Genomic DNA, 13,835 nt, shown 5'->3' with positions numbered 1-13,835 from the left:
GGTCAGCCGCCGGTCTCGCGCAGCCAGTCGAGCATCCCGGCGGCGGCCGACCGGCCGCCCGCGAAGGCGCCCTGGAGGAGGTAGCCGCCGGTCGGCGCCTCCCAGTCGAGCATCTCGCCGGCCAGGAACAGGCCGGGATGGGCGCGCAGCATGGACCGCCCGTCCAGCGCGTCGAGCCGGACGCCGCCCGCCGTCGAGATCGCCCGCTCGATCGGCGCGGAGGCGGTGAGGGTGACGGGCGCCGCCTTGATCAGCCCGGCGAGGGCCCCGGGCTCCGCCGGGAGGGCGCCGCCGGCCGCCTCGCGCAGCAGCCCCGCCGCCGCGGGCGCGAGGCCCGCGGCCTTGCGCAGCCGGGTCGCGGCCGAGTCGCCCGGCCGGGCGCCAGACAGGCGGCGGGCGAGGGCGTCCCGGGTCAGGTCCGGGCGGAGATCCACGACGAGCCGGGCGCTGCCCCCGGCCGCGATCGCCTCGCGCAGGGCGCGCGAGAGGGCGTAGACCGCCCCGCCCTCGAGGCCGGCCTCCGTGATCACGGCCTCGCCCCGCACCGTGGTGCCCGCGCAGGTGAGCGCCACCCGCTTCAGCGGCGCGCCGGAGAACCGCTCCCGGAACAGGTCGGACCACGCCGCCGCGAAGCCGGCATTGGCCGGACGCAGGGGCGACACCGCCACGCCGAGCCCCTCGAGGAGCGGCACCCAGCGCCCGTCCGAGCCGAGGCGCGGCCAGCTCGCCCCGCCCAGCGCCAGCAGGGTGGCGCGCGGCCGAATGTCCAAGAGACCGTCCGGGGTCTCGAAGCGCAGGCCCCCGGCGATCCCCGTGAGCCGGTGGCGGGTCCGGATCCGGACGCCGAGGCGGTCGAGCCGCGCCAGCCACGCCCGCAGCAGGGGCGAGGCCTTGAAGCTGCGCGGGAAGACGCGCCCGCTCGAGCCGACGAAGGTCGGCTCGCCGAGATCCCCGCACCACGCCCTGAGCGCGTCGGGCGGGAAGGCCGCGATCGCCGCGTCGAGGGCGCCGCGCGGATGGTAGCGGGCGAGGAACTCCGCCCGCGCCTCGCCGTGGGTGATGTTGAGGCCGCCGCGCCCGGCGATCAGCAGCTTGCGGGCGACCGACGGCATGCGCTCGTAGACCGTGACCGCGCGGCCGGCCTCGCCCAGCACCTCGGCCGCGGCGAGCCCGGCGGGCCCCCCGCCCACGATGGCGATTGCGTCCCTGTCATCCGGCATGGGGCGGGAGAGCGACAGCCCGGACCCCTCTGTCAAGGGCGAAGGTCGGATCGGCGCCGGGCGCCATGGGCCGGCCTCCGGCGTTGCGCTAGGAAACGGACACGCCCGAACGCACGTTCTTCCCGATCCCGGGCGCCGCGGTTACCGGTGCACCGACCCGCGACCGCGGCCCGCCCGCGCCCCCTCATGCCGCCCCAGGCCCCGTCCGCCCCGGACGGTCGGCCGGCACGGTCCGGATCAGAGGCTCTCAGACACGTGGCCAGTCCCGTCGCCGTCACCGAGATCCAGCCGCAGGCCCAGGCGCGGGCCGCCCCGCAGGCCGCGCTCAGCCCCGGCGAGATCCGCGCCATCGTCTACGGGCTGATGACCGCGATGCTGCTCGCGGCCCTCGACCAGACCATCGTGGCGACCGCCATGCCGACCATCGGCCTCGACCTCGGCGACGCCGCGAACCTGCCCTGGATCGTCACCGCCTACCTGCTGGCCTCCACGGCGGTGACCCCGCTCTACGGCAAGCTCAGCGACATCCACGGCCGGCGGGTCATGCTGCTGATCGCCATCGCGACCTTCGTGGTCGGCTCGCTCGCCTGCGCGCTCGCGCCCACGATGGTGGCGCTGGCGCTCGCCCGGGGTCTCCAGGGTGTCGGCGGCGGCGGGCTGATCGCCCTGGCGCAGACCATCCTGGCCGACATCATGTCGCCCAAGGAGCGGGCGCGCTACCAGGTGGTGATCGCGGGCGTGTTCGTGACGGCCTCGGTGGCGGGGCCGCTGCTCGGCGGCCTCTTCGCCCAGCACCTGCACTGGTCGCTGATTTTCTGGATCAACCTGCCGATCGGCGTCCTCGCCTTCGCGCTCACCAACGCCAACCTCAAGCGCCTGCCCCGCCACGAGCGCCGCCACCGGCTGGACTATCCCGGCGCCGCCCTGATGGTGGCGGGCTCCGTCACCCTCCTGCTAGCCCTGAGCTGGGGCGGGGTGCGCTACCCCTGGGACTCCGCACCGGTCCTCGCCCTCCTCGCCGGGGCGGCCGTGCTGGGCGGCGGCTTCGCGGCGCGGCTCGCCACGGCGGCCGAGCCGCTGATCCCCACGGAGGTGCTCAAGGACCGGGTGGTCTACAGCGCGACGCTGGCCGCGTGCTTCGCCATGGGCACCTTCATCGGGCTCACCATCTACGTGCCGATCTTCCTCGAAGGGGTGATCGGGCTCTCGGCGAGCGAGTCCGGGGTGGCCCTGGTGCCGCTGATGATCGGCACCGTCACGGGCGCGACCCTGTCGGGCCGGTCGATGCTGCATTTCCGGCACTACAAGCGCGTGCCCCTGGCGATGATGTGCGTCAGCCTCGCCTGCTGCGCCACCATCGCCTGGCAGGGCCGGGCGCTGCCCTTCTGGCTCATGGAGGTGCTGTTCGCGCTGCTCTCCATGGGGATCGGGACGATCCTCCCGCTCTCGACCATCTCGATCCAGAACGCGGTGGAGACGCACCAGCTCGGCATCGCCACCGCCGCGATGAACTTCTTCCGCTCCCTCGGCGGGGCGCTGATCGTGGCGGCCTTCGGCACGATCGTGCTCGGCGGCGCCGCGGGCGGGGCGGGGGGAGGGGCCCACGACGTGGAGAGCCTGATCCGCGGCGCGGACCCGGCCCAGCTCGCCCTGACCTTCCGCCACGTCTTCCTGGCCGCCTGCCTCGGCCTGCTCGGGGCCTTCACGTTCCTGGCGCTGATGGAGGAGCGGCCCCTGCGCGAGCGCACATCCCCCAAGATGGCCGCCGAGACGCCGGACGCCTCCGCCTGACGGCGGCGCGGAACCGGACGCGGTCCCTCACCCCGCGCGCGCTCCTGCTCCGGGACAGGAGGTCGCCCCGACACGCGCGCCCGCGTCGCGGCGGGGCCACGGGGAGCGGATAGCGTCACCGGACCGCGCGCCGGCCGGGCGCTCTGCCCTTGATTCGCCCGGATCACCGCTTACGTCGGCCCCATCGGCTGCGGGCCCCTCTGGCGGGCGCTCCTCAGCGCCCGTGATGTCGGAGCCGATGCTTTCCATCTGGAATCAGCATCAGGTCCCCGCACATGATGGACGTCCTCACCGTCGAATGGCTCGGCAAGCCGTTGTGGATGTGGCTCGGGTTCCACGTCCTGATCGCCTGCCTGCTCGCCTTCGACCTCGGGCTCCTCCACCGCGACAAGGAGCACGAGATCGGCGTCCGGGAGAGCTTGGCTCTCACCGGCTTCTACCTCGCCCTCGGCCTCGCCTTCGGCGGCTGGATCTGGTGGTATCTCGGGCCGTCTTCCGCCGAGGAGTACGTCACCGGCCTCGTGGTCGAGAAGTCGCTGTCGATGGACAACGTCTTCGTCATCGCCATGATCCTCACGGCCCTGGGCATCCCGCGGGCGGCCCAGCACCGGGTCCTCCTCTGGGGCATCCTGGCGGCCGTGGTGCTGCGCGGCCTGATGATCGGGCTCGGCGCCGCCCTGGTGCACGAGGTGCACTGGGTGCTCTCCCTGTTCGCCGCCTTCCTGATCTACGCCGGCCTGAAGATCCTGATCGCGGGCGACGAGGAGGAGGGCGACTTCCAGAACAGCGCCGTCGTGCGCTGGTTCAAGACGACCTTCCGGGTCACCCCCGACCTGCACGGCCAGCGCTTCACCGTGCGCAAGACCGACCCGAAGACCGGCAAGGTCGCCCTGTACTTCACACCGCTGGCCCTCGCCCTGGTGCTGGTGAACGGCGCCGACGTGATCTTCGCGGTCGACAGCGTGCCGGCGATCTTCGCGATCACCACCGACACGTTCGTGGTCTACACCTCCAACATCTTCGCGATCCTGGGCCTGCGCGCCCTCTACTTCGCGCTCGCCGCGATGGTCGACCGGTTCGCCTACCTGAAGACGGCGCTGGCCTTCATCCTGATCTTCATCGGCGCCAAGATCGTGGTCGCCGACACGTTCGAGCTCGTCCACGTGCAGCCCTGGGTCTCCCTGGTGGTGACCCTGACGCTGCTGGCGGCCGGCGTCGTCTACAGCCTCTGGCGGACCCGGACCGACGCGCCGGTCGCGCCGGCCCCTGAGGCCGGGCACCCCCGTGAGGCCCGGGCCCACCGCGCCTGAGGGGGCCCGGCGGGCGCCCGGCCCTCAGGCCGGCGGCAGCGCCGCGATCAGGTCGCGCAGGGTGGTGATGGTCGAGGCGTCGGCCACGCCGTCCACCCGCGCCGGGCGGAAGTGGCGCTGGAACGCGGTGACCACCGCCTGGGTGCGCGCGTCGAACAGCCCGGTCACCGGCAGGTCGTAGCCGTAGAGCGCGAACATCGCCTGCAGCGCCTCGACGGGCTGGCCGGCATCGCCCCGCGCGAAGAACCGGCCGTCCTGGAGGTGCGCGGGGGGCACGCGGTGGCCCACCCCTGCCGCCGCCAGACGGTCCCACGGGAAGATCTCCCCCGGATCCTCCTTGCGCTCGGGCGCGACGTCGGAATGGGCGAGCACCCGCTCCGGCGGGATCGGCCAGCGGCCGAGGACGTCCCGGGCCAGCGCGATCACCGCCTCGACCTGGGCCTCCGGGTAGGGCGGCAGGCCGCCGGCATGGCCCGGGTTCACGATCTCGATCCCGATCGACCGGGAATTGACGTCGGTCTCGCCCTTCCAGGCGCCGGCGCCGGCGTGCCAGGCCCGGCGGGCCTCCGGCACCATCTGGACGATCCCGCCATCCTCGAACACGAGGTAGTGCGCCGAGACCTCGCTCAGCGGGTCGCGCAGGCGCGCGAGGGCGGCGGCCCCGCTGTCCATCCCGGTGTAGTGCAGGATCAGCATGTCCAGCGGCCCCGCGCGGCGGGCGCCGTGGTTCGGCGAGGGCGCGACGCGGCGGGCGAGGGGGCTGTCGGGGGTCAGGCTCACCGCAGCCCGCGCTCCTGCGCGATCCGGTCATAGGCGGCGTTGATCGCAGCGAGCCGCCGCGTGGCGATGGCCACCGCCTCCGTCGGCAGGCCGCGGGCGAGCGCCCGGTCCGGGTGGTGCTCGGCCACCAGCGCCCGGTGGCGGGCCTTCACGGCGGCGTCGTCCGCCTCGCGGTCGAGCCCGAGGACGCCGTAGGGATCGTCCGGCAACCGCACGTGGCGGGCGGCGATGCGCCGGAACGCCGCCTCGTCGAAGCCGAAGATGCCCGAGACCGCGCGCAGGTAGCGCTCCTCGGCCTCGTGCAGCGCCCCGTCGGCGCCGGCGATCTGGAACAGGCCGTCGAGCACGTCCTCGAGGAGCGCCGGCTCGTCGCCGAAGGTGGTCGCCAGTTGCTGGGCGTAGGCCTCGAAGCCGTTCGTGGTCTTCTTGGCGAGGTCGAACAGGCGCTCGACGCCCGCCCGCGCGGACGGCTCCACCTGCACGACCCGGCCGAACGCCTCGACCTCCGAGGGCAGCACGACGCCGTCGGACTTGGCCATCTTGGCGGCGAGCGCCACGAGTCCGGTGGTGAACACGACGTCGCGCGGCGTCCGCCCGAAGGGCGCGCCGACGCGGTCGAGCAGGAAATGACCGGCGACCCCGCCGATCAGCGCCCCGAGGGGGCCGCCGATCGCGAGGCCGAATCCGGCGCCGCCGAGCTTGCCCCAGACGCCCTGAGTCTTGGTCGCCTGAGTCATGGGACGACCGGTCCCGGCGCTGATCCTCGGCTCGGCTCTGTCATCGGCGGCGGCGGGGTTCCGGCACCGGGACGGGCCCGGCCGAGCGACGGGATAGCCGCTCCGCACGCCGCGAGGAAGGGCCGGGACGCGCCCGGCCCGCCCCCTTCAGCTCAGCGGCAGTACACGTTGCCGTAGGCGTCGCGATAGGTGCCGTAGGGGCAGCGCGGCGCGGTCGAGGCGCCCACGATGGCGCCGCCGGCGCCGCCGATCGCGGCACCCGCCAGGGCACCGCCCGCGCGGCCGGTGGCCGCCGCGCCGATCGCGGCACCGGTCAGGGCGCCGAGGCCGGCGCCGCCCAGAGCCCGGTCCTCCGGGGTGTTGCAGCCGGCGAGCGAGAGGGCGGCGATGGTGGCGATGGCGGCGGCCGTCAGCTTCTTCATGGTCCCCAGAACTCCCTTGTGAATCCGGTCCGGCCGGTGGCCGTGATCGTTGCGGATCGGGTCGAGCTTAGCAGGAAAGGAATGTCGGCCATACGGCTAAGGTTCCATCGGCCGCGAGACGCGTTGCCAGACGAGTTGCGCCCGGTTCCCGTCTCGCCCTATGCCACGTTCGGAGGCGCTCCGGCCGCGGTGCCGCGACGCCCTATCCGGCACCACGCCCGGCACCAGTCCGGCACATGTCCGAGGGTCCCATGCCGACAGCCACCACGATCGTCCGCCGGGCCGCGGTCCGCGCCGACCGCGTCGCCGACACGGTGACCCTCGACCGCGCGGGCCGGGCTGCCGTCGCCGGATCCCTGGTCGCCGAGGGCGGCCTCGGCTTCGACGTCGCGCTCACCAAGGCTGCGGCGCTCGAGGACGGCGACGCCCTGCGCCTCGACGACGGCCGGCTCGTCGCGGTGCGGGCGGCCGCCGAGGATCTCCTGGAGGTGCGCGCCGAGAATCCGGCCCGCCTGCTGCGCCTGGCCTGGCAGCTCGGCGGCAGCCACGTGGACGCCGAGATCGGCGCGGACGTGCTCTACGTGCCGGCGACGCCCGCCGCGGCCGAGCTGGTGCGCGGGCAGGGCTGCGTCGCGACCCCGGTCTCCCGTGCCTTCCGTCCCGAGCAGGCCGCCCACGATCACAGCACCTGTGGGCACGATCACGGGCACGACCATCACGCCCACCATCATCACGACCACGGCCATGACCACGGGCATGACCACGCCCACGCGCACGATCATGGGCACAGCCACGATCACGGGCACGAGAAGCACGGCCACGTGCACGGTCCCGGCTGCGGCTGCGGCCACGATCACTAGCGGTTGCGCCGAGCCCGATCGGGGATCCCGCACCGGGCCCCGACCGCGGACGGTCCGCCGCCGTCACGCGGCCCTCACGCAGCCCTACGCGGCCGTCACTCTGCCGGGACGAAGCGCAGCGTGCCGGCGCGCCGCGTGGGCTGGCCGGTGTCGTTCGTGTGATTGACGCCGTCCATCACCGGGACCTCCGGAAAGTCGAAGGGACTGACCCCGTCCAGGCAGGCCACGTTGACGGCGTGGACGTTCGGGTCCGACCGCCGCTGATGGTGCGTGTAGACGCCGCAGCGGGAGCAGAAGAAGTGCTGCGCCGCCCCGGTATGGAACCGGTAGGTCGTCAGCGCCTCCGCCCCCTCCAGGATCCTCACCCCGCCCGGCCGCGCCATGACGACGACGGCGCCGCGCATGCGGCAGTAGGAACAGGTGCAGCGTCGGATCGACGCGAGATCGTCGTCGAGAGCCGCCTCGAAGCGCACCGCCCCGCAGTGGCAGCGTCCGGACCGGATCGTCGCGTCATCCGTCATGGTGCCGGGTCTTCCGTGCGTTTTCCTGCGATCGGGCGCGGTGGCGGAGCCAGCCGGCACCTCGAACCCTAAGTTTCCGGCACCGTGCGGACAATCACCATGTCCTCACACGATGTGTCAGGAAAACTCACGCAGGGTCTCCGGCGGGCCGAGATCCTTGCCGGTCACAGGCGCTTCGGGACGGGCCTGAGGCAGTAGAGGCGCGCCGCCTCGGCGGACAGGCTGTCCTGGGCGGCCACGCACTGGTCGAGGGTGAGGCCGATGCTGGCCGCGTAGGGCTCGTTGGGCGACAGCGCCGCGCGGGCGAGGGCCGCCAGGTACAGCAGGAACGCCGCGACCGCGACGACCAGCGCGGCGACGAGGACGCGGTTCAGCAGCATCGCCGGCGACCGCTCACGGGATCCCGACCAGCAGCAGCGCGAGCGCGAGCACCGTGAGTCCCGCTCCGATCAGCGTCACGGCGGTGTAGTCGCGTCCGGACCGCCGCGCGGGCGCGCGACCGGGCCGGATCGTGATCCGCGCCCCGGATCCCTGCGCGGGACCCGGATCCCCGGGCTGGCTCACTGCAGCAGGCCCCACAGGCCCGTCGCCAGTCCGAAGGTGAGCGAGAGCATCGCTGCGCAGAGCAGGACCCGGTCGATCACGCGGGCGGCCCGATCCTCCGGCTGAACGTCGATCATGGCGGGACCTCCTCGCGGCCAGGATGCGGAGCGGCTGTTGCTGACCTGTGTCGGCCGCTCGCCGACACACGGGTTCGTGTTGTCCGCGAGGGGGGAGGGCGGCGGGCGGCCTCGAACAGGGCTGTGCCGGCGGGGCGCGGCGCCAGGGCACCGGAACACCCGGGATGCCGTGCGGTTGGACCGGCATCCCCATCGGAGACGACGCGTGACCACGGATCCGCTGCACAAGTATCCCCGCCCGCCCTTCGCGGCGCAGCCCCAGAGCTTCCCCGGCAAGACCGGCCGCATGGAGCCCGAACCCGACCACGGCGAGGCGAGCTACAAGGGCTCGGGCAAGCTGACCGGCCAGGCCGCGCTGATCACCGGCGGCGATTCCGGTATCGGCCGCGCGGTCGCCATCGCCTTCGCCCGGGAGGGGGCCGACATCGCCATCTCCTACCTGCCGGACGAGCAGGCCGACGCGGAGGCAGTCGCCCAGTGGGTCGAGAAGGCCGGTCGGCGGGCGCTGCTCCTGCCGGGTGACCTCAAGGACGCCGCCTACGGGCGCCAGATCGTCGCCCGCACCGTCGAGACGTTCGGGCGCCTCGACGTGCTGGTCAACAACGGCGCGTTCCAGCAGCCGAACGAGGATCTCGCCGCGATCGACGACGCCGTGTTCGAGGACCATTTCCGCACCAACGTGTTCGGCGCGTTCTACGTGACCAAGGCGGCGCTCGCCCATCTGAAGCCCGGCGCCTCGGTGATCTTCACCTCCTCGGTGAATTCCAAGCACCCGATGCCGTCGCTCATGGCCTACAGCGCCACCAAGGGCGCCCTGAGCAACATGGTGCTCAGCTTGGCCCAGCTCCTCGCCGAGAAGGGCGTGCGCGTGAACGGCGTGCTGCCCGGGCCGATCTGGACCCCGTTCATCCCCTCCGGGATGAGCCAGGATTCGGTGAAATCCTTCGGCAGTCAGGTGCCGTTCGGCCGGCCCGGACAACCGGCCGAACTCGCCTCGGCCTACGTGATGCTGGCCTCCGAGGAGAGCAGCTACACGTCGGGCGCGCTCGTCACGGTGGCCGGGGCCATGCCGGTGTTCTGACGCGCCTCTCCCGCGCGTTTCCCGGACAGGCCCCGCGGCAGCGGCGCCCGTCCGGGGCGACGGCGCGCTCAGGCGGCGCGCATCTCGACGAGGAAGCGCATCACCTCGGCGCGCAGGGCCTCGGCGCTGCGGCAGACGTCGCCGGCCGCGGCACCGACCTCCCCGGCCACGCGGTGCGTCGCCTCCGCCGCCGACGAGGCCGAGACCACGTTCGCGCTCACCGCGTCGGTCCCCCGGGCGGCCTCGTCGATGTTCTGCGAGATGTGCCCGGTGGCGAACCGCTGCTGCTCGACCGCCGCCGCGATCGCGCTGGCGATCGCGTTCATCGTGTCGACGGTCCTCCCGATCGAGTGGACCGCGCCGACCGCCTCCGTCGTCTCGCCCTGGATCGCCGCGATCTGCGCGGTGATCTCCTCCGTGGCCTTCGCGGTCTGCCCGGCCAAGCCCTTCACCTCGGCGGCGACCACCGCGAAGCCGCGCCCCGACTCGCCCGCCCGCGCCGCCTCGATCGTGGCGTTCAGCGCCAGCAGGTTGGTCTGCTCGGCGATCGCCGAGATGATCCGCACGACTTCCCCGATCCGCTCCGCCGCCCCGGCGAGGCCGCGGATCTGCCGGTCGGTCCGCTCCGCCTCGCTCACCGCCTGACCGGCGATCGCGGCCGACTTGGTGACCTGCCCGCCGATCTCGCCGATCGAGGCGGACAGCTCCTCGGTCGCCGCCGCCACCGTCTGCACGTTGGCGGCGGCCTGCTGCGCCGCCCCGGCGGCCGAGCCGGCCTGCCGCGACGCCTGCGCGGCGGTGTCGGCCATCGCCCGACAGGCCTCCCGCATGCCGGCCGCGGCGGTGTCGACCCGTGCCAGGAGCTGGCTCGCCTCGGTGTCGAAGCTGCGGGTCACCGCCTCCATCCACTGGGCCCGCTCCTGCCGACGCTCCTGCTCGGCGCGCTGCTCGGTCGACAGGGTCCGCGCCTCGATCATGCTGTCCCGGAACACGCCGGCGGCCTCGGCCATCTGGCCGATCTCGTCGCGCCGGCCGAGACCCGGGATGGCGACGTCCGTCGCGCCGCCGGCGAGGCGGCGCAGGGCGGCCGTGAAGGCGCTCAGGGGGCGGGTGATGCTGCGCGCCAGCAGGAACCCGACCAGCCCGATCCCGATCGCGAGGGGGATCAGCTGTACCGCGACCTCGAGTTTGTCCGCAAAATCGCGCTTAAACCGGCCTTCGAGCCGCGAGTTGGCCCGCGCCATGACCCATAGTTTGCCCGCGATTTGAGATCCGTCCGACGACTTGGCGGTGGCTTCTCGACGTGGAAACCGTAGGACACGGAGGCTCGGACCACCGGGGCGCTGCCAGTAGCCCTTCCGGATTATGAGGTGCTGATATTTGGCAGGTGCAGCGTGTTCGCAGAGGAACTACAACCGCTGGAAATAACAACGCTTTAACAGCGAATGATTCTGAAATATCTGATTCAGAGATAAATTATTATCCCAAATTAAACCTTCCTATCGATCGCGTTTGACACTTTCGATGAAAGCGAGCGCTTCATCCAACCGATAGATTTTAATATTTTGCTCGGCATCGACAAAAATATGACTGAGACCGAACTCAAGGCATAGCCGATCTACGGCATCGTATTTCATCTTCAACGTTCGCGTCAATCGATGGCGCGTCATATATGTCTGCTCGAAACGTTCGACCGAAGCGATTGAAATGACGCGATGCGGCTCACGCCGCGATTCATTGCCAAAGATTTTTGCATCGATGTAGCCAGAGGCAATCAAAGCATTCAATAATTTTGGCTTGATGCGCATTCGCCCTACGGTTTTATGGAATGTCAAACCATTGATTAATTCTGGATGAATAGCAGCACGAACATCTTGTACGTCGACCAACAAAGCTGCAATGCCTTCGACGCCTTTCAAACGGCCAGTCCATTTAAGACGACGTTCGAGAATGAGATCGATGATCATGCGCACCCGGCATCGAGCCCGTCGTGATGCTTGGAGGATCGTGCACATCGCGGGCGTCCGAGCATCGACAGGCCGCGCATCCTGAAACAGCCGATCAAGAAAACGCTTAACGTCCTCACGTCGGAACAAGACATTATATTTCAGATGCTCCACTAAAGGAACAATCGGCTCGATAAGTCCTGGTCCAATAAAATTTTCGATCGTTTCGCGGTTTAGACCGAGATATGGCCCCAGATCCGTATAATTAATACATTCTCTAAATTCTTCAACGACGTTTATAATATCATCTACGGGAACGATGACCTGATGATCGGCGAGCGTGAGAGTGTCCTTGGAGATCCGACCTGATGCGACGAGGGCGCTGCGCAGCCGCTTGGCTCCGATGCCGAGGGCAAGATGGGCGGTTCGCAACGAGTGCCAGGGTCGGCCCTCAATGGGCTTTCCGAACACTGTGCTAGCAAGGTCGCTTGTCGGATGTCGAACGATGTGATCGACGACATGATTTTTGATCCGGGCGAATTCGGGCTGAGAGGCTCTATACAACCATTTGTAGAGTTGGCTGTAGACGACCGCGGGCTTTCCGATGGCCTGGCTATTGCCAAGGCACGTTGTGCGGACGCGATCCAACAAGTCAGTGATGCCGGTCTGCCCCCGATCGAGGGCCTCGAAGCCGACACCGCCGGCGATCGTGGCCTCTTCCGGGCTCAGCGTGTTGAACTTCCGCGCGGGCCCGAACACGTCCGCGGATCCGAACACCTCACAGGCACGGATTACCGCTTCCAGGGGCATCTCACCGAACACGGGATGGCGTCCCCGCCCGAACTCCATGCGCTCGTGAATGTATCGTTCGAGGACGGTCGCTTGCCGAGGAACCGCATTTGCGAGAGCGCGGTCGAGGGCCGGGATCGAGCAATCGATCCGCCGGATGAAGTCCCGCAGGAGGTAGAAGTCGGTGGGCGCGGGGACAATCGTGAGTGCGATGGCGTGCTCCGGGCAAGTTCGGAACGCGGCCAGTTCCCAAACCAGCCGATCGTAGGCTTTTACCTTGGGATCCGGATCGCTGCCGATGTCCCGACGAAGGCAGGCTGGACAATAGCCGATTGCGGAGCGCCGCAGCGACGTTCGCTTGAATCCTTCGCCTCGGATGAACCAGCCGTCCTCAGTCGAAGCTGGAGCGGCCTGCTCGAGCGTATCAATGGGCAAGTTCGTCAGGTCGGAAAGGCGCGCGAGTGCATCGGCGTCGCCGTAGCAGAGCCGTCTGAATGAGAAACGGAGTTCACGGCCGAAGTCGTTAGCGGTCTTGATCCGATGCAAGGCGGCGAGCCGTGAGACATAGCTCGTCAGCGCCTCGTCCGGATGGAGTGGGAGGAGGGGGCGCAGGCGGGTCATGGTTTGACGCGCGTCCGCTTCTTCTTCACAGGCGGCGTCACCGCGGGTGCGTCGTAGGCACTGGGCTTGGTGTCCCGTCGCAGGAGACTTGCTGGTTTGACCGCGCGCCAGTCGGCGACCCGGAACGGGTTCGCGTCGGGACTGCATCCAGACAGGTACGCGTACCCGAGTGCGAAGTGTTCAATCTGGAGCCGGCCTGCGTCCACCTCCAACGCTTTGTCGATGGCTTCCTGAATCAGGTTGATGGTGGTTCCGAGTTGACCGGAGGCCGCGTGGAACAGCCTCGGCATCACGGCGGTCTGCAAGGCCTCGGACACGATCAGGTCCGCCATGCCGGCCAATTCGCCGGTGACGGCAGCGAGCATGCCCTCGTCATCTTCTAGGGATAGAGGCAGGAATTCGACCGGGCGTGTTCGCCGCTTCAGTTCGCTCGACCCTTCGATGAAGGTCACCAGCTTCGGCAGGCCAGAGACGATGACGGATATCGGCCATTCGGGATCGACGACGAGGCTTTTCAGCGTCTGCTGCAGATGCTTCGTATCGGTGATCTTCGCGAGGTCGGTGAGATTGTGCATCTCGTCGAGGTGAAGGACCGTGGTGCCGGACAGCGGCAGGCGCTGTGACACGCGTTGCCAGATCTCGTGCATCGGAAGCCGCCCGGCGAGCGGGTAGCCCGTGGCGGCTAGCACCTGCTGTCCCACCGCCAAAAAAGTGCTCGGCGCACGGATCTTGATGCTGATCGCGGCTGGGTTTGGGTTTGCCGGGTTGGCGTAGCCGGTATAGGCCGGATGGGTGTCGAGCATCCGGTGGATGGCATTGGACTTACCCGCACCGGTCTCGCCGACGACGAGGACGATTAGGCCCTCTTGCCTGTTGCCAGGACCGAACGGCCTGTCGAGACTTTTCCGCATGACGAGGGGCTTGAGCGCCGCCCCGAACGTTTTGACGAGCGTCGCATAACGATCCGTGGTGAGAAAGCGGGCCCGGATCCGTTCCATGACGTCCATCCGGACCAGTTCGCGTTCGGCGTAGGACGCTTTGAGCGTGGCGAGGGCATCAAGACCGTGAAGCGACATG

At 70.1% G+C, this 13,835-nt stretch carries 14 protein-coding genes; 4 read left to right on the top strand and 10 right to left on the bottom strand.

Annotation, left to right across the window (positions count from 1 at the left end):
• Positions 1–2 precede the first annotated feature (2 nt).
• On the bottom strand, positions 3–1,220 hold the full coding sequence (locus BMY19_RS16025) for a TIGR03862 family flavoprotein (RefSeq protein WP_100252269.1): 1,218 nt from the start codon (positions 1,218–1,220) through the stop codon (positions 3–5).
• A gap of 255 nt (positions 1,221–1,475) precedes the next feature.
• Between BMY19_RS16025 and BMY19_RS16020 the strand changes: the two genes are divergently transcribed.
• Positions 1,476–3,011: an MDR family MFS transporter gene (locus tag BMY19_RS16020; RefSeq protein ID WP_170862980.1), complete on the top strand. Its 1,536-nt coding sequence runs from the start codon at positions 1,476–1,478 to the stop codon at positions 3,009–3,011.
• A gap of 275 nt (positions 3,012–3,286) precedes the next feature.
• On the top strand, positions 3,287–4,321 hold the full coding sequence (locus BMY19_RS16015) for a TerC family protein (protein ID WP_100252268.1): 1,035 nt from the start codon (positions 3,287–3,289) through the stop codon (positions 4,319–4,321).
• A gap of 24 nt (positions 4,322–4,345) precedes the next feature.
• Here the strand turns inward: BMY19_RS16015 and BMY19_RS16010 are convergent, their stop codons facing one another.
• From BMY19_RS16010 to BMY19_RS16000, 3 genes are all read right to left on the bottom strand, one after another.
• On the bottom strand, positions 4,346–5,101 hold the full coding sequence (locus BMY19_RS16010; protein WP_100252267.1) for an N-acetylmuramoyl-L-alanine amidase: 756 nt from the start codon (positions 5,099–5,101) through the stop codon (positions 4,346–4,348).
• The gene (locus tag BMY19_RS16005; protein WP_020092283.1) at positions 5,098–5,838 is read right to left on the bottom strand and encodes a TerB family tellurite resistance protein; all 741 of its coding nucleotides are present in this window, start codon (positions 5,836–5,838) and stop codon (positions 5,098–5,100) included. Before BMY19_RS16005 ends, BMY19_RS16010 begins: the two co-directional genes overlap by 4 nt.
• Before the next feature lie 152 nt (positions 5,839–5,990).
• Positions 5,991–6,260: a hypothetical protein gene (locus BMY19_RS16000; protein WP_012318984.1), complete on the bottom strand. Its 270-nt coding sequence runs from the start codon at positions 6,258–6,260 to the stop codon at positions 5,991–5,993.
• Between the two features lie 251 nt (positions 6,261–6,511).
• On the opposite strand from BMY19_RS16000, the gene BMY19_RS15995 reads away from it, so the two are divergent.
• Entirely contained in the window at positions 6,512–7,120 is a 609-nt protein-coding gene (locus tag BMY19_RS15995) for an urease accessory protein UreE (RefSeq protein ID WP_100252266.1), read from the top strand.
• Positions 7,121–7,215: 95 nt separating this feature from the next.
• Here BMY19_RS15995 and BMY19_RS15990 read toward each other — a convergent pair whose 3' ends face one another.
• The 3 genes from BMY19_RS15990 to BMY19_RS30915 all read right to left on the bottom strand — a co-directional run bounded on the left by BMY19_RS15990 (position 7,216) and on the right by BMY19_RS30915 (position 8,205).
• Positions 7,216–7,641: a GFA family protein gene (locus BMY19_RS15990; protein WP_100252265.1), complete on the bottom strand. Its 426-nt coding sequence runs from the start codon at positions 7,639–7,641 to the stop codon at positions 7,216–7,218.
• Positions 7,642–7,805: 164 nt separating this feature from the next.
• The gene (locus tag BMY19_RS15985) at positions 7,806–8,021 is read right to left on the bottom strand and encodes a hypothetical protein (RefSeq protein WP_091680256.1); all 216 of its coding nucleotides are present in this window, start codon (positions 8,019–8,021) and stop codon (positions 7,806–7,808) included.
• 13 nt (positions 8,022–8,034) lie between these two features.
• The gene (locus BMY19_RS30915) at positions 8,035–8,205 is read right to left on the bottom strand and encodes a hypothetical protein (protein ID WP_157862090.1); all 171 of its coding nucleotides are present in this window, start codon (positions 8,203–8,205) and stop codon (positions 8,035–8,037) included.
• Between the two features lie 321 nt (positions 8,206–8,526).
• On the opposite strand from BMY19_RS30915, the gene BMY19_RS15980 reads away from it, so the two are divergent.
• Positions 8,527–9,402, top strand: a complete 876-nt coding sequence (locus BMY19_RS15980; RefSeq protein WP_091680254.1) for an SDR family oxidoreductase — start codon at positions 8,527–8,529, stop codon at positions 9,400–9,402.
• Between the two features lie 68 nt (positions 9,403–9,470).
• On the opposite strand, the gene BMY19_RS15975 is transcribed toward BMY19_RS15980, so the two are convergent.
• From BMY19_RS15975 to BMY19_RS15965, 3 genes are all read right to left on the bottom strand, one after another.
• Positions 9,471–10,646 carry a methyl-accepting chemotaxis protein gene (locus BMY19_RS15975; RefSeq protein ID WP_100252264.1) on the bottom strand — a complete coding sequence of 392 codons (1,176 nt, stop codon included), beginning with the start codon at positions 10,644–10,646 and terminating at the stop codon, positions 9,471–9,473.
• A 255-nt stretch (positions 10,647–10,901) separates the two neighbouring features.
• On the bottom strand, positions 10,902–12,758 hold the full coding sequence (locus BMY19_RS15970; protein ID WP_170862979.1) for a TniQ family protein: 1,857 nt from the start codon (positions 12,756–12,758) through the stop codon (positions 10,902–10,904).
• Positions 12,755–13,834 (bottom strand): ATP-binding protein, encoded by a 1,080-nt coding sequence (locus BMY19_RS15965; protein WP_100252263.1) that lies wholly within the window; start codon positions 13,832–13,834, stop codon positions 12,755–12,757. Before BMY19_RS15965 ends, BMY19_RS15970 begins: the two co-directional genes overlap by 4 nt.
• Position 13,835: the final 1 nt, after the last annotated feature.

Origin of the sequence: Methylobacterium sp. UNC300MFChir4.1 (assembly GCF_900110155.1) — a bacterium.
GTDB lineage: Bacteria > Pseudomonadota > Alphaproteobacteria > Rhizobiales > Beijerinckiaceae > Methylobacterium.
Note: the sequence above shows the minus strand (reverse complement) of the source record. Positions and strands in the feature narration are given on the sequence as shown.